At 55.8% G+C, this 26020-nt stretch carries 22 protein-coding genes; 12 read left to right on the top strand and 10 right to left on the bottom strand.

The genetic code is table 11. The annotated features are described in order from the left end of the window. Together GH722_17010 and GH722_17005 are read left to right on the top strand one after the other, a co-directional pair. Positions 1-609: a hypothetical protein gene (locus GH722_17010; protein ID MRG73473.1), complete on the top strand. Its 609-nt coding sequence runs from the start codon at positions 1-3 to the stop codon at positions 607-609. Then, positions 609-1526 (top strand): bifunctional enoyl-CoA hydratase/phosphate acetyltransferase, encoded by a 918-nt coding sequence (locus GH722_17005; GenBank protein MRG73472.1) that lies wholly within the window; start codon positions 609-611, stop codon positions 1524-1526. Before GH722_17010 ends, GH722_17005 begins: the two co-directional genes overlap by 1 nt. A 96-nt stretch (positions 1527-1622) precedes the next feature. Here the strand turns inward: GH722_17005 and GH722_17000 are convergent, their stop codons facing one another. After that, on the bottom strand, positions 1623-4016 hold the full coding sequence (locus GH722_17000; GenBank protein ID MRG73471.1) for a transketolase: 2394 nt from the start codon (positions 4014-4016) through the stop codon (positions 1623-1625). A 141-nt stretch (positions 4017-4157) separates the two neighbouring features. Between GH722_17000 and GH722_16995 the strand changes: the two genes are divergently transcribed. Beyond that, positions 4158-4619: a winged helix-turn-helix transcriptional regulator gene (locus GH722_16995; protein MRG73470.1), complete on the top strand. Its 462-nt coding sequence runs from the start codon at positions 4158-4160 to the stop codon at positions 4617-4619. Positions 4620-4821: 202 nt separating this feature from the next. Here GH722_16995 and GH722_16990 read toward each other — a convergent pair whose 3' ends face one another. Continuing rightward, positions 4822-6282, bottom strand: a complete 1461-nt coding sequence (locus GH722_16990) for an aminotransferase class I/II-fold pyridoxal phosphate-dependent enzyme (protein ID MRG73469.1) — start codon at positions 6280-6282, stop codon at positions 4822-4824. A gap of 157 nt (positions 6283-6439) precedes the next feature. On the opposite strand from GH722_16990, the gene GH722_16985 reads away from it, so the two are divergent. Next, the gene (locus GH722_16985) at positions 6440-7756 is read left to right on the top strand and encodes an aminotransferase class III-fold pyridoxal phosphate-dependent enzyme (protein MRG73468.1); all 1317 of its coding nucleotides are present in this window, start codon (positions 6440-6442) and stop codon (positions 7754-7756) included. Between the two features lie 67 nt (positions 7757-7823). Here GH722_16985 and GH722_16980 read toward each other — a convergent pair whose 3' ends face one another. The 3 genes from GH722_16980 to GH722_16970 form a co-directional block, all read right to left on the bottom strand. Then, positions 7824-8945 (bottom strand): response regulator, encoded by a 1122-nt coding sequence (locus GH722_16980; protein MRG73467.1) that lies wholly within the window; start codon positions 8943-8945, stop codon positions 7824-7826. 150 nt (positions 8946-9095) lie between these two features. Then, positions 9096-9722 carry a response regulator gene (locus GH722_16975; GenBank protein MRG73466.1) on the bottom strand — a complete coding sequence of 209 codons (627 nt, stop codon included), beginning with the start codon at positions 9720-9722 and terminating at the stop codon, positions 9096-9098. Beyond that, positions 9719-12892 carry a PAS domain S-box protein gene (locus GH722_16970; protein MRG73465.1) on the bottom strand — a complete coding sequence of 1058 codons (3174 nt, stop codon included), beginning with the start codon at positions 12890-12892 and terminating at the stop codon, positions 9719-9721. The genes GH722_16975 and GH722_16970 overlap by 4 nt, the downstream gene beginning before the upstream one ends. Positions 12893-13052: 160 nt before the next feature. Between GH722_16970 and GH722_16965 the strand changes: the two genes are divergently transcribed. The 7 genes from GH722_16965 to GH722_16935 all read left to right on the top strand — a co-directional run bounded on the left by GH722_16965 (position 13053) and on the right by GH722_16935 (position 20347). Beyond that, complete coding sequence (locus GH722_16965) at positions 13053-13679, top strand: NAAT family transporter (GenBank protein MRG73464.1); 627 nt, start codon at positions 13053-13055, stop codon at positions 13677-13679. Positions 13680-13861: 182 nt separating this feature from the next. Further along, the gene (locus GH722_16960) at positions 13862-14845 is read left to right on the top strand and encodes a tripartite tricarboxylate transporter substrate binding protein (protein ID MRG73463.1); all 984 of its coding nucleotides are present in this window, start codon (positions 13862-13864) and stop codon (positions 14843-14845) included. A 21-nt stretch (positions 14846-14866) separates the two neighbouring features. Further along, positions 14867-15394, top strand: a complete 528-nt coding sequence (locus GH722_16955; GenBank protein MRG73462.1) for a hypothetical protein — start codon at positions 14867-14869, stop codon at positions 15392-15394. Positions 15395-15403: 9 nt separating this feature from the next. After that, complete coding sequence (locus tag GH722_16950; protein ID MRG73461.1) at positions 15404-16891, top strand: C4-dicarboxylate ABC transporter permease; 1488 nt, start codon at positions 15404-15406, stop codon at positions 16889-16891. Positions 16892-16949: 58 nt separating this feature from the next. Then, positions 16950-18317, top strand: a complete 1368-nt coding sequence (locus tag GH722_16945) for an MmgE/PrpD family protein (GenBank protein MRG73460.1) — start codon at positions 16950-16952, stop codon at positions 18315-18317. Between the two features lie 16 nt (positions 18318-18333). Further along, positions 18334-19527, top strand: coding sequence for a CoA transferase (locus GH722_16940; protein ID MRG73459.1), 1194 nt, complete (start codon positions 18334-18336; stop codon positions 19525-19527). Between the two features lie 16 nt (positions 19528-19543). Then, positions 19544-20347, top strand: a complete 804-nt coding sequence (locus GH722_16935; protein ID MRG73458.1) for an enoyl-CoA hydratase — start codon at positions 19544-19546, stop codon at positions 20345-20347. 191 nt (positions 20348-20538) lie between these two features. Here GH722_16935 and GH722_16930 read toward each other — a convergent pair whose 3' ends face one another. The 5 genes from GH722_16930 to leuC form a co-directional block, all read right to left on the bottom strand. Next, positions 20539-21420, bottom strand: a complete 882-nt coding sequence (locus tag GH722_16930) for a TauD/TfdA family dioxygenase (protein ID MRG73457.1) — start codon at positions 21418-21420, stop codon at positions 20539-20541. Positions 21421-21492: 72 nt separating this feature from the next. Continuing rightward, positions 21493-22227 carry a helix-turn-helix domain-containing protein gene (locus GH722_16925; GenBank protein MRG73456.1) on the bottom strand — a complete coding sequence of 245 codons (735 nt, stop codon included), beginning with the start codon at positions 22225-22227 and terminating at the stop codon, positions 21493-21495. Between the two features lie 93 nt (positions 22228-22320). Further along, positions 22321-23412 carry a hypothetical protein gene (locus GH722_16920; GenBank protein MRG73455.1) on the bottom strand — a complete coding sequence of 364 codons (1092 nt, stop codon included), beginning with the start codon at positions 23410-23412 and terminating at the stop codon, positions 22321-22323. Next, complete coding sequence (gene leuD, locus GH722_16915; GenBank protein MRG73454.1) at positions 23412-24029, bottom strand: 3-isopropylmalate dehydratase small subunit; 618 nt, start codon at positions 24027-24029, stop codon at positions 23412-23414. The genes GH722_16920 and leuD overlap by 1 nt, the downstream gene beginning before the upstream one ends. Beyond that, complete coding sequence (gene leuC, locus GH722_16910; GenBank protein MRG73453.1) at positions 24026-25435, bottom strand: 3-isopropylmalate dehydratase large subunit; 1410 nt, start codon at positions 25433-25435, stop codon at positions 24026-24028. The genes leuD and leuC overlap by 4 nt, the downstream gene beginning before the upstream one ends. Before the next feature lie 83 nt (positions 25436-25518). Between leuC and GH722_16905 the strand changes: the two genes are divergently transcribed. Further along, the gene (locus GH722_16905; protein MRG73452.1) at positions 25519-26010 is read left to right on the top strand and encodes a transcriptional repressor; all 492 of its coding nucleotides are present in this window, start codon (positions 25519-25521) and stop codon (positions 26008-26010) included. The last annotated feature ends 10 nt before the right edge of the window (positions 26011-26020 follow it).

Raw genomic sequence — 26020 nt, 5'->3', positions numbered from 1 at the left:
ATGAAACGCCGCCTGCTTTCCCTGACCGCAGCCCTGCTGACGGTGATGGCCCTTTCCGGCTGTTTTCTGCCGCAGAAATTCGATGCGGAAATCGTTATCGACAAGAAAGGCGCTTTCGGGCTGGCCTTTGAAGGAGAGCTGATCAGCCTGCCGCTGCACCGGGCGCTGCTTGACGGCACTCTGCAGGATAGCGAGGAACGTGAAACCCGGATACAGGATGTCTGGACAGATCTGGAGAATTCCGGACTGACAGAGGTAAAACATCTCGGTCGGTCCCGCTATTCAGCAAAATATGAACGGCATGGCCATCTGGGGCTGGTGCGGTCTGTCTTCTTCATCCGGCGTAACGCCAAGATCATGACCATCGAGTACAATTCCGAGGTCGAGGAGATCACGGTCCGGGGGGCTTATCTTCGTACCGATCAGAAGCAGCAACTGGCGAAGATGGGCCTGTCGATGCAGGGCCAGCTTCGTGTGCGCACTGATGCAAAGGTGATCCAGCAGAATGCGGACCGGGTGGTCGAGGAAGGTTTTCAGCGGACCTATATCTGGTTCATCGACAATATTTACGGCCCGGCGCCGAAACTTGTGATCAAGGTAACGAAATAATGCTCTCCACCCTGCCCTTTGAAGCTCCGGCCCGCTTGCTGGAACTGGCTAAAGATCTGGCGCCGGTTCGTATGGCCGTTGTTGGTGCTGATGACCGTTTGCCTATGGAGAGTGCCCGGTCGGCGGCAGATGCCGGTCTGATCGAGCCGGTGCTGATTGGCCGGGCTGACCGGATCAGGGACTGTGCGGCAGCTATCGGCTGGGATATTTCCGCTGTCGAGGTTGTCGACGAGCAGGATGAGGCAGCAAAAGCCGTCAAAGGGGCTGCGATGGCGGCTGACGGGCATGTCCGGGCTTTGATGAAGGGGCAGATCCACACGGACCACCTGATGCGCGCGGTCCTGACCCGCAGCGCTGGCCTGCGGACCGAACGACGGGTCAGCCATATCTTTCACATGACTGTGCCGGGCAGCGACAAGGAGCTGATGATCACGGACGCGGCCGTTAATGTGGCACCCAATCTGGCCGGTCTCATGGATATTACCCGTAATGCCGTGGAACTGGCCCATAAGCTTGGAAATTCCCGACCGAAGGCGGCTCTTCTGTCTGGGACGGAGACGCCGATTGCCTCGATGCCATCAAGCGAACTGATGGCTGAGCTGTCTGCTGCAGCAAACGATCCTGCCACGGGTATTGCAGATGCCGATATTTATGGGCCGCTGGCCTTTGATAATGCTGTCAGCCCGGAGGCGGCAAGGCTGAAGGGCATCGACAGTCCGGTTGCCGGAAATGCCGATATTCTGGTTGTCCCGAACATCGAGATGGGCAATGGCCTGTTCAAGATGATGGTCTATTTCCGCAGTGCCTGTGCGGCGGGCATCGTGATGGGCGCGAAAATCCCTATCGTCCTGACTTCCCGCGCAGACCCGCCCGAAGCCCGCCTTACAGCAGCAGCTATTGCGGCACTGGTTGCCTGACAGGACGTCCGGACACCAGTCTCAGGCCAGTCCCGGAACCGACATAAGCCGGGTTCCGGGACCTGCGCTGATTGCTCTTCAGTCCGCTTTTGTATCTTACGCTAATGCCCGCAGATGGCGGATCGGGCGGCGACCGGCGATGGCGTCGAGGGCTGTCAGGATTGCCTCACGGTCGATGCCGTGCTGGCGATAGACATCACCGATGGTTCCGGTCTGCCCGAAATGCTCGACCCCCAGTGACTTCATGCGATGGCCGTAGACGGAGCCAAGCCAGGCCAGAGTTGCCGGATGGCCGTCGAGCACGGAAACGATCGCGCAGTCGCGGGACAAGGGTGCGAGGAGCCGCTCGATATGGCTCATGGCATGTGTCTCGCCGCGTTGCCGGGCGCGTTCTGCCGCAGTCCAGCCAGCGTTCAGACGGTCAGCGGAGGTAATGGCCAGCAAGCCGATATCCCGCCGGTCTTCCCCTGCCATACCGACAGCCTCGATCGCTTCCGGTGCAACGACGCCGGTGAAAGCGACGATGGCCTCGGCGTTCGGACCGGGGCGACGCAGCCAGTAGGCACCATTGATGATGTCTTCACGCAGTTCCGGCGTCATTTCACGCTTCGGCTGTTCCAGAGTACGGGTGGAGAGGCGAAGATAAACGCTGCCCCCGGTCTCATCGCGGAGCCAGGTCTGTTCGCCCGGGTCCCCTGCTCCGTCGCGCTGCATATATTCGAAGCCCCAGCCCATGATGACACCCAGTTCGTCGACAAAGGCCGGTTCAAACGACGCCAGACCGTCCTGCGACATGCCGATCAGTGGTGTGCCAATGGACTGATGCGCACCGCCTTCCGGTGCCAGCGTCACGCCTGACGGCGTGGCCACAACCATGAAGCGGGCATCCTGATAGCAGGCATAGTTAAGGGCATCGAGACCGCGCTGGATAAACGGATCATACAATGTGCCGACCGGCAGCAGACGTTCACCGAACAGGGAATGCGACAGGCCAGCCGCCCCCAGCAGCAGGAACAGGTTCATTTCGGCAATGCCGAGTTCGAGATGCTGTCCCTTCGGGTCGAAAATCCATTTCTGGGCGCTGGCGACTTTTTCGTCCCGGAAGATGTCAGCCATTTCATCACGGGCAAACAGCGAGCGCCGGTTCACCCAGCCACCAAGATTGGTCGAGACGGTAACATCCGGTGACGTGGTGACGATGCGTTCGGCCAGTGCGCTGTCCGACTTTGCCAGTTCCAGCATGACTTTGCCGAACCCTTCCTGGGTCGACATGTCGGAGCCGGAAATCATCGGGAAATTTTCGACCGGTACGGTTGGCGACTGATAACGCCGGGGGCCCTTTGCATTGAAAGGTACTGCCGACAGATATCCCCTGATATCTTTCTCCGGCTTGCTCAGTCCTTCGAAGAAGTCCCATTCATGGCCAGCCCGAATGTTCATCGAGGTTTGGAATTCGCCCATCTGTGCGGGGTTCATCAGCCCGGCATGGTTATCCTTGTGGCCGGCCAGCGGCAGGCCCCAGCCCTTGACGGTATAGGCGATGAAACAGACCGGACGGTCATGATCAATACTGTTGAAGGCATTGAGAATGCTTGGCAGGCAATGACCGCCGAGGTTGGTCATCAGGTCTGACAGTTCGGCATCGCTCCGCCGCTCGATCAGTCCGGTGACATCGCCCTGATCGCCCAGTTCGTCGAGCAGACGCTTGCGCCAGGCGGCACCCCCCTGAAACGTCAGCGCCGAATAGAGCTGGTTCGGGCATTTATCGATCCAGTTGCGCAGGGCCTCGCCGCCCGGCTCTTCAAAGGCAGCCTGTTGCAGGGCACCGTATTTCAGGGTGACGATTTCCCAGCCGAAGGTGGCGAAGGTTTTCTCGATGCGGTCATAGAGGCCTTCGCGCACCACGCCGTCGAGGCTCTGGCGGTTATAATCAATCACCCACCAGGTATTGCGCAGGCCATGTTTCCAGCCTTCCAGCAGGCACTCATAGATATTGCCTTCATCCAGTTCGGCATCACCGACCAGAGCCACCATCCGGCCTTCCGGTACGGATTTTGACCAGTCTTTGGCCCGGACGTAATCCTGAATCATGGAGGCAAAGGCCGTGATGGCGACACCGAGGCCAACCGACCCGGTGGAGAAATCGACATCATCCACATCCTTGGTGCGGCTGGGATAGGATTGCGCGCCGCCAAAGCCCCTGAAATTTTCCAGCTTTTCACGGGTCTGGTTGCCAAGAAGATACTGAATCGAATGGAATACCGGGCTGGCATGGGGCTTCACGGCAACACGATCCTGCGGGCGCAGAACCGAGAAATAGAGCGCTGTCATCAGGGAGACCATGGAGGCGCAACTGGCCTGATGGCCGCCGACCTTCAATCCGTCGGGTTTGTCGCGGAGATGGTTGGCATTGTGGATCGTCCAGGAGGAAAGCCAGAGCACCTTGCGCTGTAATTCGCGCAGAATTTCAATCTCGTCGGCGGTGGTCATGGCAGAATACTCCGGTTGAATAGCTGATTTTGGCAGATCATAGCTGAAACCCTCTGGCATTTCCTCGCGTATTTGCCAAAATCAAAATTGATTTCGCAAGATTGTGACCATCTTCTGATGTTGAGTGAAAGAACCTGCTAAATGAAACTGGATAACATTGATAAAAATATCATCCGCGCATTGCAGGGTGATGGCCGGCTGAGCAATCAGGAATTGTCCGAGCGGGTTGGCCTTAGCCCCAGTCCCTGCCTTCGGCGGCTGCGCGCCCTGGAATCGGCAGGTGTGATCGAAGGCTATGCAGCGAAGGTCAGCCAGAATGCTGTCGGTCTGCCGGTTTCCGTATTCGTGTCGGTAAAGCTGGAGCATCAGGTGGAAGAACAGCTAGACCGGTTTGAAGCGACTTTGCGGGAATGTCCGGAGGTGCTGGAATGTTATCTGATGACGGGTCCCCGCGACTATCTGCTCCGTATCGTCGCCCGCGACCTTGCAGATTATGAGCGATTCCTGAAGGAGACCCTGACTCGGATTCCCGGCGTTGCCTCCATCGAAAGTTCCTTCGCGCTCCGTCAGGTCAAGGCAAGTGCAGCCCTACCGCTGGGCTGATGGCTCTCCGGTAACCGGATTTTTTGTCATCCTGAACTTTAATGACTTTGATAGAGCTTTAAAAACTATCCATACTTATTTGTTATCAAATAATAATATTTTATTCGATGAGCTGCTTTTTTGCCTGCTGCAGATCCTGAATCGAGTTCAGGATGACATATGTTTCCTGCTTAAAGGTGATTTTGTTTTGCTGTGTAACTGATCAGCAGGCGGAGCGTATCAGGGAGGCCAGTCGTTCGATGCCCGGTTCAATTCGCTCCATCGATATGGAGGAATAGCCGATCCGGAGGAAGTTTCTTGGCGGGTTCTCTCCCATGAAATGTACGGAGCCCGGTTCAAAAACAATGCCGTGATCGAGGGCCTGAGCAGCCAGCCGGTCGGAATCGAGTTTGTCAGGGCCTTCGACCCAGAAACTGGAGCCACCGAAGGTCGGGGCGCGATGGCTGTCCGGCAGATGTTTTTCCAGAGCGTCCCGCATGGCGTTCCAGCGCTGGCTGTAGATCTTGTGCAACCGTCGGATCAGGCTGTCATGGTGGCCAAGCATCAGGAAAAGAGCCGCCGTTCGCTGATTGTTGGTTGGCGCATGTCGCATCATCAGCCAGCGCAATCGCCGGGCCTCGGCAATGACTTCAGCGGGGGCGACGAGATAGCCGATGCGCAATCCGGGAGCCAGTGTCTTTGACAGGCTGCCGACATAGAGCACCCTGCCCTCTGTATCGAGTGACTTCAGTGCCGGTGTCGGGTCGCCGACGAAATTGGTTTCGGCTTCGTAGTCATCCTCAATGATGATGAAGTCTTTTTCATGCGCTTTGGCGAGCAATGCCCGGCGCCGCTCCAGCGGCAGGGTGACGGTGGTCGGTGACTGGTGACTGGGGGTGGTGAAGACCAGGTCGCAATCATCAATCTGCTCATCGATGATGAGACCGGATTCATCAATGGCGAGTGGTTTCAATTGCCGGGTGACCGCGCCGAAGACATTGCGGGCATCAACATATCCAGGGTTCTCGACACCAACCAGGGATCGTGGCGTGGCCAGCAGTGAGGCAATCAGCCAGAGGGCATGCTGGGCACCAACGGTAATCAGAACCTCGTTTTCTGACGCGCGGACACCACGTCGCGGCAGAATGCGGGTTCTGACCTGTTCGATCAGATCGGGATCATCTTCGATCCGGGCGTCATTGGCCCAGTCGCGCACGGCAACCCGCCCCATGGCCTGACGTGAACATTCCCGCCATTCGGCCAGCGGAAAAAGGCCGGGATCCAGCTGGCCGGAGATAAAGGGAAAGGGGAAATTCTGCCAGTCCGCCGGTTTGCGGACAATAACGGCGTCCCGGGCCGGGCTGCGCAGGCGTCTGGACCAATCGATCTGTTCTTTCTGGCTGATCTCAGTCGGCGCCGGCATTTCGCCGCGTAAGGCCTTCAGCCGCCCGTCGACAACATCTGTGCTGACAAAAAAACCACTTCGTTCGCGGGCATTGAGAAAGCCTTCATCGACCAGACCTTCGTAAGCGAGAACCACTGTATTACGGGCAACACCAACCGTTTTGGCCAGTTTTCGGCAGGATGGCAGGGTTGCGCCAGGGGCCAGCTGACCATCCAGAATGGCAGTGACGATCATCTGCCGGATCCGGGTCTGCAGGGGAAGCCCGTTATCATCAGGCATGTGGAACAGAAATTCTCTCATGGGGCCAGTTTATAACCAAAACTCTGCTGTGGCCCAACCAAAACGAATATTCTGGCGCTGTTTTGGTGCAAGGCACTGGCATAGTTTTGTGTCAGCAACAAAGCGCCTGTGCTGCGCCATTTTCGGGAGTTCTGCGATGACCATCCAGTTCACGACCAATGACCTTGAAAGTCAGTGGATGCCGTTTACGGCCAACAAGGACTTCAAGCAATCGCCACGCCTGCTCGTGAAAGCAGATGGCATGTATTACGAAAACCATGAAGGCGGTCGCCTTCTGGACGGCTGCGCAGGGCTGTTCTGTGTTGCAGCCGGTCATGGTCGCAAGGAAGTGCGTGATGCCATTTATACGGCGCTGGAGCAGCTGGATTATGCCCCTCCGTTCAATACGGCTCATCCACTGAGTTTCGAGGCTGCCCGCAAGGTTGCGCGCATTCTGCCGGATCACATGAACCATGTCTTTTTCACCAATTCCGGTTCGGAATCGGTTGATACGGCGCTGAAAATTGCTCTGGCTTACCATTATGCCCGTAATGACAAGATGCGGACCCGCTTTGTTGGTCGCCAGCGTGCCTATCATGGTGTGAATTTCGGCGGGTTGTCGGTCAGCGGCATGGTGAAGAACAAGGAAGTGTTCGGACCGGGGCTGCCGGGTGTTCTGCATATGCGCCATACCTGGTCGAAGGATGAGCGTTTCGTGGCAGGGCAGCCGGAAACCGGTGCTGACAAGGCGGAAGATCTGCAGGGCTTTGTCGATACCTATGGGGCCGAATCGATTGCCTGCTGCATTGTCGAACCGGTTGCCGGTTCAACGGGCTGCCTGCCGCCGCCAAAAGGTTATCTGCAGCGCCTGCGTGAAATCTGTGATGCCAACGGTATCCTGCTGATTTTCGATGAGGTTATCACCGGATTCGGCCGTATGGGGACCGCGTTCTCTGATGGTGTCTTCGGCGTTAAGGCCGATATCGTGACGATGGCCAAGGCCCTGACCAATGGCACGGTCGCCATGGGAGCGGTTGCGGTGAGTGATGATGTGTATGAGACCATCATTTCGTCAGGTGGCCCGACAGCCGTTGAGTTCTTCCACGGATATACCTATTCAGGATCGGTTCCTGCTGCTGCGGCCTGTGTTGCTGCCATGGACATCTATGAGCGCGAAGACCTGTTCGGAAATGCTGCGAAGATGGCCGGACCGTTTCAGGAGATGGTTCATTCCATGAAGGAATTTGGTCTGGTGACCGACATCCGGTCGATTGGTCTGCTGGCGGGTATCGATCTTTCTGTCGATGAAAAGCCCGGCAAGCGCGGCTATGAGGTGATGAAGGCGCTTTATGCTGCGGGGCTGCTGGTCAAGCTGACCGGTGATTGCGCCCTGCTCTCCCCGCCGCTGATATGTAATGAAAGCCATATCGATGAAATGGGGACGATTTTGCGGAAGACACTGGCGTCCTTCTGAGCCGACGACCGGTCTGCCAGAACACAGACCCCTCTTCCTGAAAAAAAGGGAGAGGGTTTTCGCTGGATCAGGCTGCGTCAGCGTCTCTTTTTTGCGCTGCTGAGGCAGTGACTGATTGTCCCGGTTCTTCATCCGGGGTGAGCATGCGCAACTGGGCGATCTGGCGGGCAACCCGCAGGAAGCATTCTACGATTTCGGGATCGAACTGGGTGCCTGCGCCATCTTTGATATAGGCAATTGCCTTTTCAACCGACCAGGGTTCCTTGTAGGGACGCCGTGAGGTCAGGGCATCAAAAACATCGCTTACCGCACAGATACGACCTTCAACCGGTATTTCTGCTCCGGACAGCTTGTTCGGGTAGCCCTTGCCATCCCACCGTTCATGATGAGTTTTCGCAATACGTTCGGCCATCTGCATGACCGGTGACGGATGGCCGGCAAGCATGTCTGCCCCAATCTGGGCGTGGGTTTGCATGGTGGCCCATTCGTCGGGATTCAGCGGACCGGGTTTCAGCAGAACACCGTCGGGAATGCCAATTTTACCAACATCATGCATCGGGCTTGCGCGAAGGATCATCTGGGCAAATGTATCGCCAAGGCCGGCTTCAAGGGCAATCAGCCGGCAGCCTTCGCTCATGCGCTGCACATGCGCGCCGGTTTCATTGTCGCGGAAGGAAGAGGCAATGCCGAGACGACGGACGATTTCGAGCTGGGCGTCTTCCAGCTCCCGGGTCCGTTCCGCAACTTTCCGTTCAAGAAGGGCAGCATGGTCGCGGCGCTCCTTGTAGAGGGCGCGAATTTCGAGTGAATTCCGGGTTCGGGAAAGGATTTCCTGATTATCAAACGGTTTGGTGATGAAGTCTTTTGCGCCGAGTTGCAATGACCGGTGCCGGGTCTCTTTGTCGGTTTGTGCGGTAACAACAATGACCGGAAGATAATCATCATCCGCAACATTCGAGGCCAGTCGCTCACATAACTCGAACCCGTTGATGTGAGGCATTCTGATATCAAGAAAAATCAGATCATACTCGTTGGCGCTGACCTGACTTTCGACCATCCGGGGGTCTGTCACTGTCGTAATATCGGTAAAGCCATCTCTGCGAAGAGTGGCTTCCAATACCATCACATTCACCGGCAAATCGTCGACGATGAGGATACGTGACCGGGTGATGGTCGAGTTGGAAATCATCTCTCTGAGACTTTCAGTACTGACGAGTGCTTTGATATTCGGTGAAGAATGGCGAACATGGATAGTCCGGGCAATTGCGGTTATCCACGATAGAAATGATTTTTCGGACTGCTGGAATCAGTCTGATCCAGCAGGACTGATGTGATGCTGTCAGCTGTCTTCCTTGCCGATTCCGACCAGAAGTGAGGAGCGAACAAGGTCTGCAACGGTGATTGCGCCCATTTTCTCCATGACGCGTGAGCGATGGACCTCAACAGTTCGCTGACTGATGCTCAGTTCAAAGGCAATCTGCTTGTTCATCAACCCGCCCGCAATAAGATTGAGCACGTCCCGTTCCCGCTGCGAAAGGCTTTCGAGCCCCTCGCGGGCCTTCAGAAGTTCCTGCCGGTCGAGTATGTTGCGATGGCTGATGCCAATTGCCTGCTCGACGCTGGCCAGGACCTGCCGGGTATTTATCGGCTTCTCGACAAAATCAAAGGCTCCGCTTTTCATGGCCTCGATCGCAACAGGTACGTCGCCATGTGCGGTGACCATGATAACCGGCAACGGGCATTCCCGGGATTGCAGCTCACGCAATGCAGTCAGGCCATCCATGCCAGGCATCCGGATATCAAGCAGGATGCAGCCCGGCCTGTCGGCTGCCATCTCGTCAAGAAACTGGTCTGCCGTTCCGTATGCTTCTGTTGCGATACCGTTTTTCTTCAGGAGGCTCAGCAGCAGGTCGCGATTAGCCTCGATGTCGTCGACAATATAGACAAGCGCTTCATCATTGGTCATTTTTCCCCACTTTCAGCATATGACTGTATCAGGTTCCGCACTTCCCGGATATTGATCGGTTTTGTCAGGTAATCCTGAAACCCGGCTTTTTTACCGCGCTCTACCTGCTGCGGCATGGCATCTGCGCTCAATGCGACCACCGGCGTATTCAGCAATTTCGTTTCATTCTGAATGATACTTAGTGCTTCATATCCATCCATTCCCGGCAGATTGATGTCGAGAATGATCAGGTCGGGTTGATGATTACGCGCCAGTGAAAGGCCGATTTCGGCAGTTGTTGCGGTCAACAGGGTCACGCCCTCGATCCGTGAGACGACCTCTTCCATCAGCATCATGTTTGCAGCATTGTCTTCGACATACAGCACGGTTGTCCGTGTTGTTGAAGGGGGTGTTTCCTGGGCTGTTGAGGTGCCGTCGATGGCTGTGGGCGGCATCATGTTTGTGACATCAGCGATCTGCAGTTCTATCCAGAATGTACTGCCTTCGCCGGCGACACTCTCGAAACCGATATCACCGTCCATCTGCTCAATCAGTCTCTTGCTTAATGTCAGGCCAATACCGGTGCCTTCAATGCCACTGTTTTCTGCTCCGAGCCGGGCGAAGGCTTCGAAAACCTTGTCATGTTTGTCTGCGGGAATGCCGATTCCGGTATCCTTGACCAGAATGCGCAGTTTGTCGGGAGACATGGTTTCCATGTCGATTGTCACCGTACCATTCGCGCGATTGTACTTGATGGCATTCGACAGAACATTGATCAGCACCTGACGCAGCCGGTCTGTATCTCCGCGAACAAAGATGCCCGTGACTTTTCCCGTGTCGCAGATCAGGTGGATCCCCATCTGTTTGGAGAGTGATGAACTGAGACCGATGCATTCCTGTATCAGGTCGAGAAGATGGACATCGACGATGTCGATCTCGCTCTTGCCGGATTCAATCTTCGCCAGATCAAGCACCTGATTGATAAGCTTGAGCAAATGGTCACCAGCCTTGGCGATCTGGGAAACAAACCGGAGCTGTTCGTCATTCAGGGGGGCATCAATGTCGGTTTCCAGCAACTGACTGAAGCCAAGGATCGCATTCATGGGGGTGCGAAGCTCGTGGCTCATGCTGGACAGGAACTCTGATTTTGCCCGGTTTGCTGTTTCTGCCTGCCCTTTTGCCAGACGGAGTTCGCGTTGCGCCAGACGTTCGCGGGTGACGTCCATTCTCAGGCAGACACGGCTGCCATTGGGAATTACCCGGTCAACGCACCGGATCCATCGTCCATCCGCCATCTCGACTTCGTAGACGGAATTTTCCCTGTATCTGTAGGATGCAAGGTAGTCATGGACGTTCTGGTAGATTTCATTTTTTTCCCGGAAATAACCACGAGAACTTGCCTGCTGGTGGAGTTCAGCACGGTCCATTCCGACAGAAATATAATCTGCAGGAAAGCCCATCATCTGGGAATATTGTGTGTTGAACAGCAGAACCCGGCTGTCCCGGTCGTACATTATCAGCCCGCCCGGAAGGGACTCGATTGCTGCCGTCAGATGTTCCCGGTTTTGTTCCAGTTCGTCCTGAGCCTTGATCTGGTCTGTGATGTCCAGAAGGATCGTCTGGACGGCTTTACCACCTTCCCAGTGGATCCATCCTGAGGTTGCTTCCGCCCATCGGGTAGTCTTGTCGCGTCCGATAACCCTCAGACGATGTTGCTTCCGGCGTTCGTCGTTATGAGGCGGTGCAAAGGGCCGGGCTGTTCGTTGTTTGTCATCCGGATGTATGAACGTATCAAGTGTTGGCAGGGTCTTGAGGTCGTCGGCCTCTTGCAGACCGAAAATATTTGCAGCCGGTTTGTTGCTGAACAGAATGCCGGTTTCGTCATGAATGACGATGCCCTGAAAGGAATTTTCGACAATAGTCCGGAAGTTGCGTTCGCTGGTTTCCATGTCACGGCGCACGCGGTCCCGCTCACTGACATCGATCATCACGCAAAGCGTTGCCGGTTTGCCATCCCAGTTTACCTGGCTGACCCGGTTTTCGAAGATTGCCTGTGAGCCATCAGCCCTGACGGCGGCATAGTCGTATATCCGTGGTGCCTCGCCGGATCCGGTTCGCTGCAATTCGGCATTGCGCATCATACGGCTGTGTTCTTGCGGAGAAATATGCTCCAGCGTACTTCTCTCGATGACTTCTTCTGGATGCTCATAACCCAGCATCTGGGCGTAGGTCATATTTGAGAACAGATACTCAAAGTCCCGCTGTACACAGATTCCCAGAGGTGTCTCCTGAATCAGGGAGCTGTAGCGGTCATTGGAATGTGCAAGAGCTTCTTCGATGAGCTTGCGGTCACCAATATCAATGATGGTTGCCTGCGTGACGATCCGGTCGCGCCATGGGACCTGGGTAATATAAACGACGGCCCATGAAGATGAGCCATCACGCATTCTGGTTTGTATTTCGTAGCTGTCAGGAACAGGTTCGCCCGCAGTGCGGCATCGGATGTCATTTTCTATGAGAGCCCGGTCCTGATCGGTAACCAGTCCGAAGATATCAGTTTCTGCGAGAAGCTGCTCAGGGGATGCATAACCGAACATGCTTGCCGCCGCCTTGTTGGCCATGAACAGGGTGCCCTGATCATGCAGCAGGATGCCGACAGCAGAAGTCTGGAACAGCACTTCATATCGTTCTGTGAATTCCCCGAGTTCACGGCCCCGGCTGTCGACAAGACTCTCCAGGTCGCTGTTCAGATTTGCCAGAATTTCTTCGCTCTGGCGCTCCATCGAGATGTCTTTGATCTCAACGATAATGGCATCAGACGAATCGGCAGAAAAAGGTGCAATGGTCAGCAGCAGATGTGTGACGGCCAGTCCCTTGTTTGTGACTCTGATCTCAATCTCGCTCCGGTCGCCGTCAGCAGTCGCCCCCAGTGCCTGTATAAGACGTTTTCGTTCTTTCTGATCTCCGAACTCCGTCTGCCTTTCCGGTGAAACGTCGAGAATGTTCCCGGTGTTGGACAGTATGTTGCGTGCGGACGTATTGGACTGGCGTATAACCCCGTCCGGGCTGACAATGGCGATGCCAGTCGATTGTGCTTCAAAAACAAGCGCATAGTCCACTGATGTCATACCTTTTTCCTCTGATAGAGGGATGTTGCTGGCAGGCTCAGGAGACTTCGGCTTTTTTCTCATCAGCGCTCGTTCACTCAACCGGGTGAAATATAGTTCAAGACCATCCGATATTATCCGGTGGAGGTCAAAGAACTTGGGGGAATAGTGGCGATTCTGGTGAGCCCTGTGGACGTTACAACTTCATGATGCAAGAATTGCCGTCAGACAGTTGAGGTTGCGCATGCTTGAGACGGCAATCATTGCCTTTACGACTTTATTCGCGACGATAGGGCCGCCGGATGTCGCCGTGCTTTTTGCGGCACTGACCCCGGATGAAACCCCTGCCCAGCGCCGGAACATCGCCCTGAAGGGCGTCCTGATTGCGACCGGTGTCCTGCTTGTCTTCGCCATATTCGGACGGGCTGTTCTTGATATTTTCGGCATCTCGCTGGCGGCGTTCCGGACGGCAGGTGGCGTGCTGCTGTTGCTGATTGCCATCGATATGGTCTTTGCCCGTCATTCCGGCAGTACCTCGACCACAGATGAGGAAAATGCAGAAGCTGTGACACGTGACGATATTTCCGTATTCCCGCTGGCAACCCCTTTGATTGCCGGGCCGGGAGCTATCGGTGCGACGATGCTGCTGGTCTCCAATGCTGAGTCCTATACGCTGGCTCATCTGGTCGTCGTTGCGGTGTTGCTGAGCGTGCTTCTGCTTACTTTCCTGCTGCTTCTGGTTGCAACACAGGTTCAGAAACTACTGGGTGTGACCGGTTTGCAGGTTGTTTCCCGGGTTGTTGGTGTACTGATGACCGGACTTGCGGTTCAGTTCATCTTTGATGGCGTGAAGGCAAGCGGTCTCCTCTGACAAAAGGGACCGGAGCTGGTGAAACCTGGCCAGCAACATTCTGGCAGTTAACCTGGTCCGCCTTGTTATGGGGGATTGAAATTTCATTCGATGAAATCTAGAATGCACTGGATGAAACAAATCGTTCATCGTATGAACGATCATCTGCAACAAGCAGACATAAACTTCTGGGAGGATACACTGTGACATCATTTACCCTTTCCCGGCGTCTCCTGACGCTCTCTGCCGGCGCGGTTGCTGCCGGGCTGACTCTTGCGCCGACATTCGCTAGCGCTGCGGATGATTTCCCGAGCAAGCCGATTGAAATCGTTATTCATTCCAGCTACGGCGGCGGTACCGACGTGACTGCACGAATGGTTTCTCTCCGTGCACGGAAAGAACTGGACACGGATATTGCCATCGTCTCGAAGCGTGGCGGCTCCGGTTCCTCGGCACAGGAATACGTCATGTCGAAGCCGGCTGACGGCTACACGCTCCTCGCTCTGACCCAGACTCATCTCTACACGATTGCCCAGGGCAAATCGAAGATGGGCATTAATGACATGGTTGGTGTTGTCCGTGCGATGGATGATCCGACATTCATTACCGTCGGTAAGAACAGCAAGTACAAAACCATTGATGAACTGGTTGCCGCGTCGAAAACGACTCCGCTGAACTGGGGTGTTGCGCAGATCGGTGGTACCGAGCATATCGCACTGGCACGTTTCGCCAAAGCGGCCGGTATCAAATTCAAGGCGGTTCCGTTCGGTTCCGGCGGCGAGATGATCCAGGCGCTGCTTTCCGGTGATATCGAAGCCACGCTGCCGAACGTCTCCGAAGCTGTGACGCAGATCGAAGACGGTTCCGTCAATGCGCTGGTCGTGCTTTCTGCCAAGCGTCTGGCCGGATACCCGGATGTTCCGACATCTGTTGAAAAAGGCTGGGACGTGAAGGCCTCAACCACCCGTGGTTATGCTGTCCGCGCCGGAACACCGCAGGCAATCATCGACAAGCTGTCCGAGAAGCTGGTCAAGGCGATGAAGCATGAAATGTTTGCCACCTATCTGAAGGGTTCGGGCCTGACCCCTGAAGATTCAGTTGCCGGTACCGTCGAATGGGACAAGCAGCTGAAGGCGGAATATGTCGAATCAGAAGCAGCTCTCAAGGAACTCGGCATTATCAAATAAGTTGATACCGGGGAAAATCCGATGACTGATTCCAGTTCGTTGGCGAATGACGGGCGGAGCAATGCTCCGCTCGTTCATCGCGTTGATCTCATTGTAACCCTTATTCTCTACGCTGTTTCACTCTGGCTGTTCTACGTCACCACGTCTTTTGATGAAGTGTCGGCATTGTTCAGTACCGGAATGGCTCCGGAGATATATCCACAATGCATTCTTGTGGTGATCATGACGCTTGGTGTCGTGATTCCGTTTGAGCACCGCTTCGTTGAAGGTGGCGCAAAGAGTCTCGACAAAGGCCGTGAAAAACCATTGCCCAGGAATACCCTCCTGACGGCGTTGCTGATGATTGTCATTGCCTCACAGATGCCGACGCTCGGTGCGCTGCTGACGGTGATCCTGAACTGCCTGCTTATGCCCCTGATGTGGGGTGAGCGGCGGCCGTTTGCGATCCTTTCCTTCACGGTGATTTTCACCCTCTGCATCTGGGCCTTGTTCAATTATGCACTGAAGGTGCATTTCGAGCCTGGTCTGCTCTCCGTCTTTTTCGAATAGGACAGTTTCATGGACGCAATGTTTGAGGGCCTGTCTCTTATATCGAACGGGCCAGCCATTCTCGCGATCTTTTTTGGTGTTTTTGTCGGTGTGCTGGTTGGTGCCCTGCCCGGCCTGAGCTCACCGATGGCGATCGCACTTCTGTTACCTTTTACGATTTCGCTGCCGCCGGCATCTGCCATCGGCATGCTTGCTGCGCTGTATTGTGCCGGCACTTTTGGCGGGTCAATCACAGCCATTCTGATCAATGCTCCGGGCGCTCCGCCTGCTGCGGCGACGGCACTTGACGGTTATCCCATGGCCAAGCGCGGGGAAGCCGGACGGGCACTTGGTCTGGCGACGTTCTCCAGTGTTATCGGTGGCGTCATCAGCCTGTTGATCTTCCTGATAGCGGCCCCCGCTCTGGCTGCTGTAGCGCTTGAATTCGGGCCGACCGAATATTTTGCGCTGACGCTGTTCGCCCTTTCCATGCTGGCGACGATCAGTGGCCGTTCCGCGATCCGTAACCTGATTTCCGGTTTTGTCGGTCTGCTGATCGGTACTGTCGGTGTCCAGCTGGTCACGGGTATTGAACGTTTCACCTTCGGCATTCCCGAATTGTCTGAAGGCATCAGCTTCATTCCGGTGCTTATCGGCCTGTTCGCTATCGGTGAACTGCTGTCACAGACCAACGCGGCCAATGTTGCCTATGAACGGATTACATCGGTCGTCGTGAAGTTGCCGTCGAAAGAAGACTTCCGCCGGGTTATCGGCACGGTACTGAGGTCTTCAGGCATTGGTACTTTCATCGGTATTCTGCCGGCTGAAGGCTCCACCGTGGCTGCCATCATGGGTTATAATGAGGCGAAACGCTGGTCCAAGACTCCGGAAGAGTTCGGCACAGGTTGTCCGGAAGGTATTGCCGGTCCGGAAGCCGCGAATAATGCTGCAACCGGTGGCGCAATGGTTCCGACGCTTGCTCTCGGTATTCCGGGCAGCGGGTCGACGGCTGTCATTCTTGCCGCACTCATCATGCATGGTGTCCGGCCGGGTCCGCAGCTGATCAATAACCAGCCCGAGTTCATGTATGCGATCTTTGGTGCCATGTTGCTGGCGAACTTCATGTTCCTGGGCATCGGTTTCCTTGGTGCGAAGGTGTTCTCGCGGATTACCATGATCCCGAAACAGTTCCTCTGGCCGGCAGTCTTCACCTTTTCGGTGATCGGTGCCTACTCCTTTGCGAGTTCTGTGTTCGATGTCTGGATCATGCTGGCATCCGGGGTCATCGGCTTCCTGATGAACCGGCACGGCTTTGGCCCTGCTCCGCTGATCATGGGTGTTGTTCTCGGTCCGATCGTTGAGGAAAAACTCGGTCAGGCGATGATCATCATGGATAATCAGTGGTGGCGGATGTTTGAAAGCCCGATTGCGCTGTTCTTCTTCCTGCTGACAGCAGTCAGCCTGCTGTGGCCGCTGGTTCGCAAGTTCCGCAAGCGGGCGGCGAAGGCAGCAGCCTGATGGTAACCTGTTATGTGGATGCAGACCGTCTGACGATGGTTCTGCGGGATGCATCCACATGACCCGGGCTGAAAAATTTTCGGACTGGGCCACCTCTCTGGTTTCGGATGACCTGCCGGAGGCCGTTGTGCATCAGGCGGCTCGCTCGATGCTTGATGTGGTCGGTCTGGCACTTTCCGCCCGGCGTGAAGATTACGTAAGCGCGTTGCTGGCCAGCCATCCTGCGGAAGGCAATGGTACTGCCTTTGGTCATGCGACCGGACTTGCGCCACAGGATGCGGCGCTGGTCAATGGCGTTGCCGGTCATGGCGAAGACTATGACGATACTTTCGAGGGAACGCCGGTGCATACCGGTGTGGTTGTTGTTCCGGCCGTCCTGGCTGCCTGTGAGGCCCGGGGATTGTCGGCAGAACGTGCCCGCCTTGGTATCGCTGCCGGTGGTGAACTTATGTGCCGCCTCGCGGTTGTTGCGCCAACAGCGATTCACCGTGCCGGATTTCATCCGACTGGAGTTGCAGGCGCTCTGGCAGCCGCTGCGGCTGTTTCGGTTGCGATTGGCCTGGATGGTGAGCGGATGTCCCGTGCTCTGGGTATTGCCGGATCAATGGCCTCGGGCATTATCGAATATCTGGCGGATGGTTCGTCAACGAAGCGTCTGCATGCCGGATGGGCGGCACATTGCGGTTATCGTGCGGCATTGTTCGCAGAGAACGGCTTTACCGGCCCGAAAAGTGTTATCGAAGGTGAACACGGATTCTTCCTCGGATTTGCAAAGCCCGGAATTGACCGGGATTTTGGTCAGATTGACCGTGGACTGGGAAGAAACTGGCTCTATGCCTCCATTGCCTTCAAACCTTATGCCTGTGGCACCATGACGCAGCCCTTTGTGGATTGCGCCATTGCCCTTCGCAACAAGGGTGTGACACCTGATCAGGTCGCACGAATTGAGTGCAAGTGTGGTGAAGGGACAGTTCATCGTCTCTGGGAGCCACTGGCCAGCAAGCAGAAGCCGGCGACACCTTATGCGGCCAAGTTTTCGACCCCCTATTGCGTTGCTGCCGGACTGGTGGACGGCGCAGCGGGACTGGCCCAGTTTACTGACGAACGGATTGCCAATGCGGATCTGCTTCATATCGCCGGATTGACACGATATGAAATTGATCCGAAGGATCCCTACCCCGCAAGTTATCGCGGTCATGTTCGTGCAACCCTGAAAGACGGCAGTACCGTCGAGGCCATCCAGCCACATATGCGTGGTGGCGCGACAGAGCCGCTGACAGATGACGAACTGAAAACCAAATTCACTGCCAATGTTCAGTTTGGCGGTTATTCGGCGGCTCAGGCCGACCACCTGTACAACCATGCATCAGGCGTTCTCCGCGGTGATGCAGTGATTGATCTTGCGCCCTTTGCGCAACAGCCCTGAAAGGAATCATCCCAACATGCCACACGTACCTGCCTCAACCGCGTTGGACCATATCCGTGTTCTTGACCTGACACGGGTCCGGTCCGGTCCGACATGTGTCCGTCAGCTTGCCGACTGGGGCGCCGACGTCATCAAGGTGGAAATGCCGGAAGCGCTGGAAGCAGACGGCGCGCTTGGCGCGAAACGGCACACCGCAGATTTTCAGAATCTGCAGCGCAACAAGCGCAGCCTCACCCTGAACATGAAAGACCCGGACGGCGTTGCCCTGCTCAAGAAGCTGGTGAAATCAGCGGATGTTGTTGTCGAGAATTTCCGGCCTGATGTGAAGCATCGTCTCGGGATCGATTACGACAGTCTGGCAGCGGTAAACCCGGCGATCATTCTGGCCTCGATTTCCGGTTTTGGTCAGGACGGCCCTTACATGAAGCGTCCCGGCTTTGACCAGATTGCCCAGGGACTGGGTGGTCTGATGTCAATTACCGGCGAACCGGGGCGTGGCCCGATGCGCGTGGGCATTCCGATTGCGGATCTGACCTCCGGCCTGTTTGCAGCACTCGGTATTTTTGTCGCGCTGATGGAGCGCCAGAAATCCGGCAAGGGGCAGTGGGTACAAAGCTCCCTCCTCCAGGCGCAGATTTTCATGCTCGATTTTCAGGCTGCCCGCTATCTGGTTCATGATGAAATCCCCGAACAGGCAGGAAACAACCACCCGACAAGTATCCCGACGGGCGTTTTCAAGACGAAAGACGGCCATATCAATATCGCAGCTGCCGGTAATACGATCTGGGCCCGGCTTTGTGACGCGGTTGGCAAGCCTGAATGGAAAGAAGACCCGCGTTTCCTCGATAACGCAGACCGCCTTGCCCATCGCGATCTGCTGAACGGCATGATCGAGGAACTGACACCGACTAAAACCAGCAAGGAATGGATTGACCTGTTCGCCAAGGCCGGTGTGCCAAGCGGTCATATTTACAATGTTGGTGACATGTTTGCGGATGAGCAGGTGAAGCATCTGGGCATTGCCACGGATATTGAGACAACGGCTTTTGGCAAGACACAGCTTATTGCACAGCCAATTCATATGAGCCGGACGCCGAGCGAGCTGAAGGTCAGCCCGCCGGAGAGAGGCGAGCATAGTGATGAAATTCTGGAATCGCTTGGCCTGTCAGCAGATGAAATTGCTGACCTGCGATCCCGCAACGTCGTTTGATCGAGGAGTTTTCTGTATGAGTACGGATGAAATCTCAGCACCCAAGATGCTGGCGGAAAAACATGGTTTTGTCGGACATATGATCTTCAACAATCCGGAGCGCTATAATGCGGTCTCTCTGGATATGTGGGATGCTGCGGTAGATATTCTTGAGGATTTTGTTGCTGACGATGATATCCGGGTGATCGTCATGTCCGGCGCTGGCGGCAAGGCTTTTGTCTCCGGTGCTGATATCTCGAAATTCGAGAAAGAACGCGGATCGCAGGAAGCCGTTGCGCACTACAATGCGCGGATCAAGGTCGTCTATGACAAGATTGCAGCCCTGCCGAAGCCGACTATTGCCATGGTCAATGGCTTCTGCCTTGGTGGCGGACTGGCGCTGGCTGTCAGTTGTGACCTCCGGTTCTGTTCCTCGAAGTCAAAATTCGGACTGCCTGCTGCGAAACTCGGCCTTGGCTATCCCTATGGTGGTCTCAACCGTCTGGTTGATACGGTCGGCCTGGGACAGGCCAAGGACATCGTGTTCTCGGCCCGCCGCATGGATGCGGATGAGGCTCTGCGGATCGGTCTGGTACAGCAGATCGTTGACGAAGCTGATCTGGAAAAGACCGTGATGGATTATGCCGCGACGGTTGCCGGCAATGCGCCGCTCACTGTTGCTGCAATGAAGTTCATTATCGGTGAAACCCGTAAAGACAGTGAAGACCGTGACATGGACAAATGTCAGGAAATGGTCGACGTCTGTTTTGCATCTGAAGACTATATCGAAGGCCGCCGCGCCTTCATGGAAAAACGCCCGGCTCAGTTCAAGGGCCGCTGACTTCCCCTGCACTGGCTTTATCTGGCCAGTTTTTCAAGCCCGGTCCCTGAGCAATCAGGCACCGGGCTTTCTTTTTGCAATCAGACATCCGTGTTGATACCCAGAATGCGAAACGCCGCGCGATCGATGATCACGCGGCGTTCCCTGTTCTGGATCTGCCGGCGAACCGCAGGACGGCCCGCCCGGGCTGGTCAGCTGATGACTTCGTTGCCCTTGATCTGGGTCCGGTGCATACGGCGCCGGCTGTCCGGATCGAAGGGATCGCGGCGATGCAGAACGGAGAGATTGTTCCAGATCAGCACGTCATCCAGTGCCCATTCATGTCCCCAGGCAAATTCCGGTCGGGAAGCATGTGCCCAGAGCTGATCGAGCAGCTTTTCGCTTTCCTCAACCTCAAAGCCGGCAAGATAGGAGTAAGGGCGACGACCGAGGAACAGGCATTTGCGCCCGTCACGCGGATTGGTCCGGACCAGCGGATGATGGGCGCCCGGAGTTTTCCGGACATCCGTGATTTCCTCATAGCCGCGACGCAGTTGGCCGGCGCTGTTATGGGAGCAGTCATGGACGGCCTTCACGCCTTCGATCCGCTTCTTCATATCGTCTGACAGGGCTTCATAGGCGGCATACATGTTGGCAAAATAGGTATTGCCGCCATCATCCGGAATTTCGAGGGAATGCAGGATAGCAGCCTTCGGGGGTGTATCGATATAAGTCAGGTCAGCATGCCAGACCGCCTCGCCTGCTCCGAGAATGCCCTGTGGCTGGCCATCCTGTACGATGTTCGAGATGACATTGATGACCGCATATTTCGGATGCATCTGCTTGCCGTAGGGATTCGGTGCCGGCGGATCAAGCTCGCCCCAGAATTCACTGAAAGCCATCAGGTCTTCGTCGCTGATTTTCTGATTTCGCAGGATCAGAACAAGATGGTCGTTCCATGCCTGCTCAATGATTGCGAAGTCATCTGCGGTAATACCCTGCGCCAGATCGACCCCGCGCACTTCGGCGCCGAGCGGCCCATCGAAAGGTACAATTTCAACCTGGCTTTTAACGGCTGCTGCTAGTCCGGACATTTCATTCTCCACTGTTTATTCAAAGAGACGCAATCTCATTGAGTGAAACAGTAGTTTCATTGTATGAAATCGTCAAGTGGTTTGCGGGACCGGTTCGCGAATTTCGACAGAAGCGCTTTCGCTGTGGAAGCCGACGTCGGTTGTTCCTTCGGCCACACGGCTGATCTTCTTTGCTGCTTCCTGAACCATCCGGAGCGCGATCTGTCGTGATTCATCGCTGAAACGGGTGGTGACACCGGACACCACCAGTGTGCCGATCATATGTTCATTAGCGACCAGCACAGGCACGGAGACTGATGTGGTATAGGGTTCCCGGCCTTCGTCGACGAGATAACCGTCAGCACGGATCCGGTCGAACTCTTCACCCTCATCACCTGAGAAAGCCAGCATGACGCGACCGGTCACACCACTGCCGACGGCAAAGCTGGCCCCTTCGTTCAGGTGGTGACGGACTGTCAGCGGGGAGTTTATCCGAAACAGGCAGGTTCGCCGGTCGCCATGCCGGACATAGAAGGAGGCACTTTCCTGAACCCGGTCGACAATTTCACGAAGTAATGGTCGGATCGTATTTTCCAGCGGCGAGGTTCGCGAGAATGCCTGCCCGAGAAGCCAGGCCTTCGGCCCAAGTCTGAACGTCAGGTCGCCTCCCCGCACCAGCATCCCGTGACTTTCCAGCGAGGTGCAGAGGCGGAGCGCCGTGGTTTTATGCAAACCGGTACGTTCTGCGATGGCTGTGAGGGTCAGCGCTGCCGGACCTTCAAGAAAAGCGTCCAGGATCAGGATTGCGCGGTCAATTGTTTCAGCCATATGTCTCTGCTTTCGGCGTGAGTGTTTTTGGTTTTCTTTAGCCTACCTTCTGGAACTTACCATGGTCTTACGATTCTACACAGCAGGGATGGATTAATCCGGGGAGGTTTCTCCGTAACGCTCCTGCCGTTCTTCAACTTCTTTCAGCTTGTCCCGGTCAATCTTTGGCCAGTAGCCGGCCGGCATCACAATATCGCCATCCTCGAACCGGAGCGGGTTGGCGAACAGCCGGTCCGAAGGCTTCAGGAAGCCGTTGAATTCTCCGGCATTACGAATGGTGTGACGGGCAACGCAGGCTTCCATCCAGCAGCAGATTTCGCTCGACAGGCCATCGCCCAGCACCGGCTCCATGCCATGTTCCCGGACAGCATCAAGTGATTCGCGAAGCAGGTCGAGACCGCCAAACCGCTTCAGCTTGAGTTTGCAGAAACCGACGCCCTTGATGGTTGCCGCCCGTTCAATGTCCGGCAGTGCACAGATCGGCTCATCAAGCATGAGCGGAACATTCGAGGCGGCTGCAACAGCGGCATTGGCATCCCAGTCATCCGAATCACAGGGCTGCTCAAACAGTTCCACCCCTTCCGGGTTGATTGATGAGGAGAATTTGATCCCGTCTTCGCGTGAATAGGCGCGATTGGCATCCACGCGCAGGGTTGCGCGTCCGGCTGTATATTTCTGGATGACGCCAAATCGCCTGATATCGTCTTCGACATCCTGCCCGACCTTGATCTTGAAAGTCCGGAAGCCGGATGCGAGCCGCTGTTCGACTTCCCGTGCAATACCTTCATCGTCATTTGCATTGAACGGGGTCAGCAGGGGAAGCCGGGTGTCGGCATCAACCGTCAGGATGCTGTGGTTCTGCAACATCTCGATGGCGGTAATGATAGAGGTTGCGGCAACCTTGCTCTCGGCCATGCGGCGGGTGACTTCTGCTTTGGCATCCGCCAGACTCATACCAGTAATTTTGGCTGAGAGTTCTTTGACAAAGGCCCAGCCCCCTTCCCGGGTCTCGCTGCTGGAACCAGGGGAAATATGTCCTTCACCCCAGCCGATAACACCATCTTCTCCAATGGCTTCAACAATGATCGGCTCGAATTCGGTGTAGTTACGATAGGAAAGTTTATAGGGGGTATGCAGGGGAAGTTTGATTTCCCGGAGCACGAGTCCTGCAAGTTGCTTGCTCATCAGACATTGGCCTCCAGCCAGGGGGTTTTTGCGCGCCAGTTTTCCTCAAACCCATCAATCTTGTCGGCGTGAGTCAGGGTGAGGCCAATTTCATCGAGGCCCTTGGTGAGGCATTCCTTGGCAAACGGATCGATATCAAAATGGTGCTTTTCACCGGATGGTGCTTCCACGGTCTGCGCCGGAAGGTCGACACTGATCGGTGCCCCATTGCTGTCGGTGATCTGCTGTCTCAGTTCAGCGCAGACATCGGCCGGCAGAACGACGGTCAGCAGGCCGTTCTTGACGCAGTTCGCAGCAAAAATATCACCGAAACTCGGTGCGATCAGGCAACGGAAACCGGCGTCAACGAGCGCATAAACGGCACCTTCCCGCGATGAGCCACAGCCAAAATTCTGGTCGCTGACGATGATCGCAGCATCGCTGTAGGCCTCCTTATTGAGGGGGAACTGTTCCCGTTTTGCGCCGGATTCATCATATCTGAGATCATGAAACAGGAATTGTTCATAACCGACGGATCTCGGGTTTTTAAGAAACCGGGCAGGGAAAATCTGATCGGTGTTCACATTGATCTGGTCAATGGCAACGGCACGTTCGCTGACTTTGGTAACAGGCTTCATGACCGGCCCTCCTCTCCCAGTTCCCGGACATCTGTCAGATGTCCTGTGATTGCGGCAGCAGCAGCCATCATCGGACTGACCAGATGGGTGCGCGAGCCCCTGCCCTGACGTCCTTCAAAATTGCGATTGGATGTCGAGGCACAGCGTTTGCCCTTGGCGACATTGTCGCCGTTGATGGCGACGCACATGGAACAGCCTGCATCATGCCATTCCAGACCGGCCTGAATGAAAACCTGATCCAGTCCTTCCGCCTCTGCCTGGCGTTTTACGTTGCGGGAACCGGGAACAACCATTCCCGGAATCTTGATCGTGCGTCCCCTCACGACATCGGCGGCGGCACGCAGGTCTTCGATCCGGCCATTGGTGCAGGACCCGATAAAAACCTGATCAATGGGAATATCTGTCAGCTTCATGCCAGCCTTCAGACCCATATAATCGAGCGCGCGTTCCATTTTCTTGCGGCGAAAATCACTGGTTTCTGAGGCCGGATCAGGGACGGTTCCGTCAATCGGAGAGACGTCTTCCGGAGAATTTCCCCAGCTTGCCATGGGCACCACCGAAGCGGCGTCCAGTGTTATGTCCCGGTCAAATGTGGCACCGTCATCTGTGGCCAGTGCCAGCCAGAAGGCAACGGCCTTGTCCAGGCTTTCTGCCGAAGGTGCATAAGGGCGACCTTTGACATAATCGATGGTTTTGGCATCCGGTGACACCAGTCCGGCGCGGGCGCCGGCTTCAATCGACATGTTGCAGACGGTCATACGCTGTTCGACCGTCATATCGGCAATGGTTGATCCGGCATATTCGATGACATGCCCGACAGCCCCGCCGGCGCCGATTTTCCCGATGATGGCGAGAATGATGTCTTTGGCGGATACGCCATAGCCAAGTTTTCCATCAATGGTGATTCGCATGGTCTTCGGCCGCTTCCGCCAGATTGACTGGGTTGCCATGATATGAGCGGTTTCCGAGGAGCCGACGCCGAAGCCGAAAGCACCCAGTGCGCCATGGGTTGATGTGTGACTGTCTGCTCCGGCGATAATCAGGCCGGGCTGGGTGATGCCCTGTTCCGGGCCGACAACATGCAGGATGCCCCGGTCCGGATCATCCGGGCCGAACAGTCTTGTGCCATATTGTTCCGCGTCCGCGCGGATGATTTCGACCATCTTGGCGATGGCCGGGTCCGGCTTCGCGCCATCCTGCCGTGTTGCGACATAATGGTCGGAAAAATTGAAGACCTGTCCGGGATTGCGAACCTTGTGACCGTCGCGTCGCAGATTGTCGAAGGCATGGAAGGAGTTTTCCTGTGTCAGCAACCGGTCGACATACAGCAATGTATCGCCATCCGGTTGTTCCAGAATAGTGTGGCTTTCCCAGATCTTGTCGAAGAGCGTTTGCTGCCGTGTCATAATGTCCAACTTGTCGTTATTCCCATTGCCTCAAACTACCATGCTGTACCGACTGGTGAAACCGCGATTTCATTGTATGCGAAATGTTGCTGCAGGCATTTTGCTGGCGGATCATCATTTCACCGGTCGCCGAAGCGGTGTACTGTTTCGCCATGGCACGTTCAGCACCCGGAAAACTTACCCCAAATCAGATGGCCGTCCTGCGTATTTTGCGGGCGTCGGGCCGCGCTCTCGGGGCTTATCAGATTCTTGGTGAACTGCAAGATGACGGCCTGTCTGCCCCGCCGCAGGTTTACCGGGCGCTTGACCGGCTATGTGCTGATGGACAGGTACACCGGATTGAGAGCCTGAATGCCTTTGTGGCCTGTGATCAGCACGGGCATGAAGATGATGTGGGGTTTGCAATCTGTGAAAGCTGCGCGGCTGTCAGTGAGCTGCCTCTGGACGCCATTGAGGAAGATATGCGCAAGCGAACGGGAGCACTGGGATTTACGGTCAGCCGCACGCGTGTGGAACTGATCGGACTCTGTGCCGAATGTCAGGCGGCCGGGGCAGTCGCAGAAATGAATGGCTGAATCTGGTGTT

The organism is Alphaproteobacteria bacterium HT1-32 (assembly GCA_009649675.1).
Taxonomy (GTDB): Bacteria; Pseudomonadota; Alphaproteobacteria; order Rhodospirillales; family HT1-32; genus HT1-32.
This window is presented reverse-complemented; position numbering and strand designations above follow the sequence as displayed.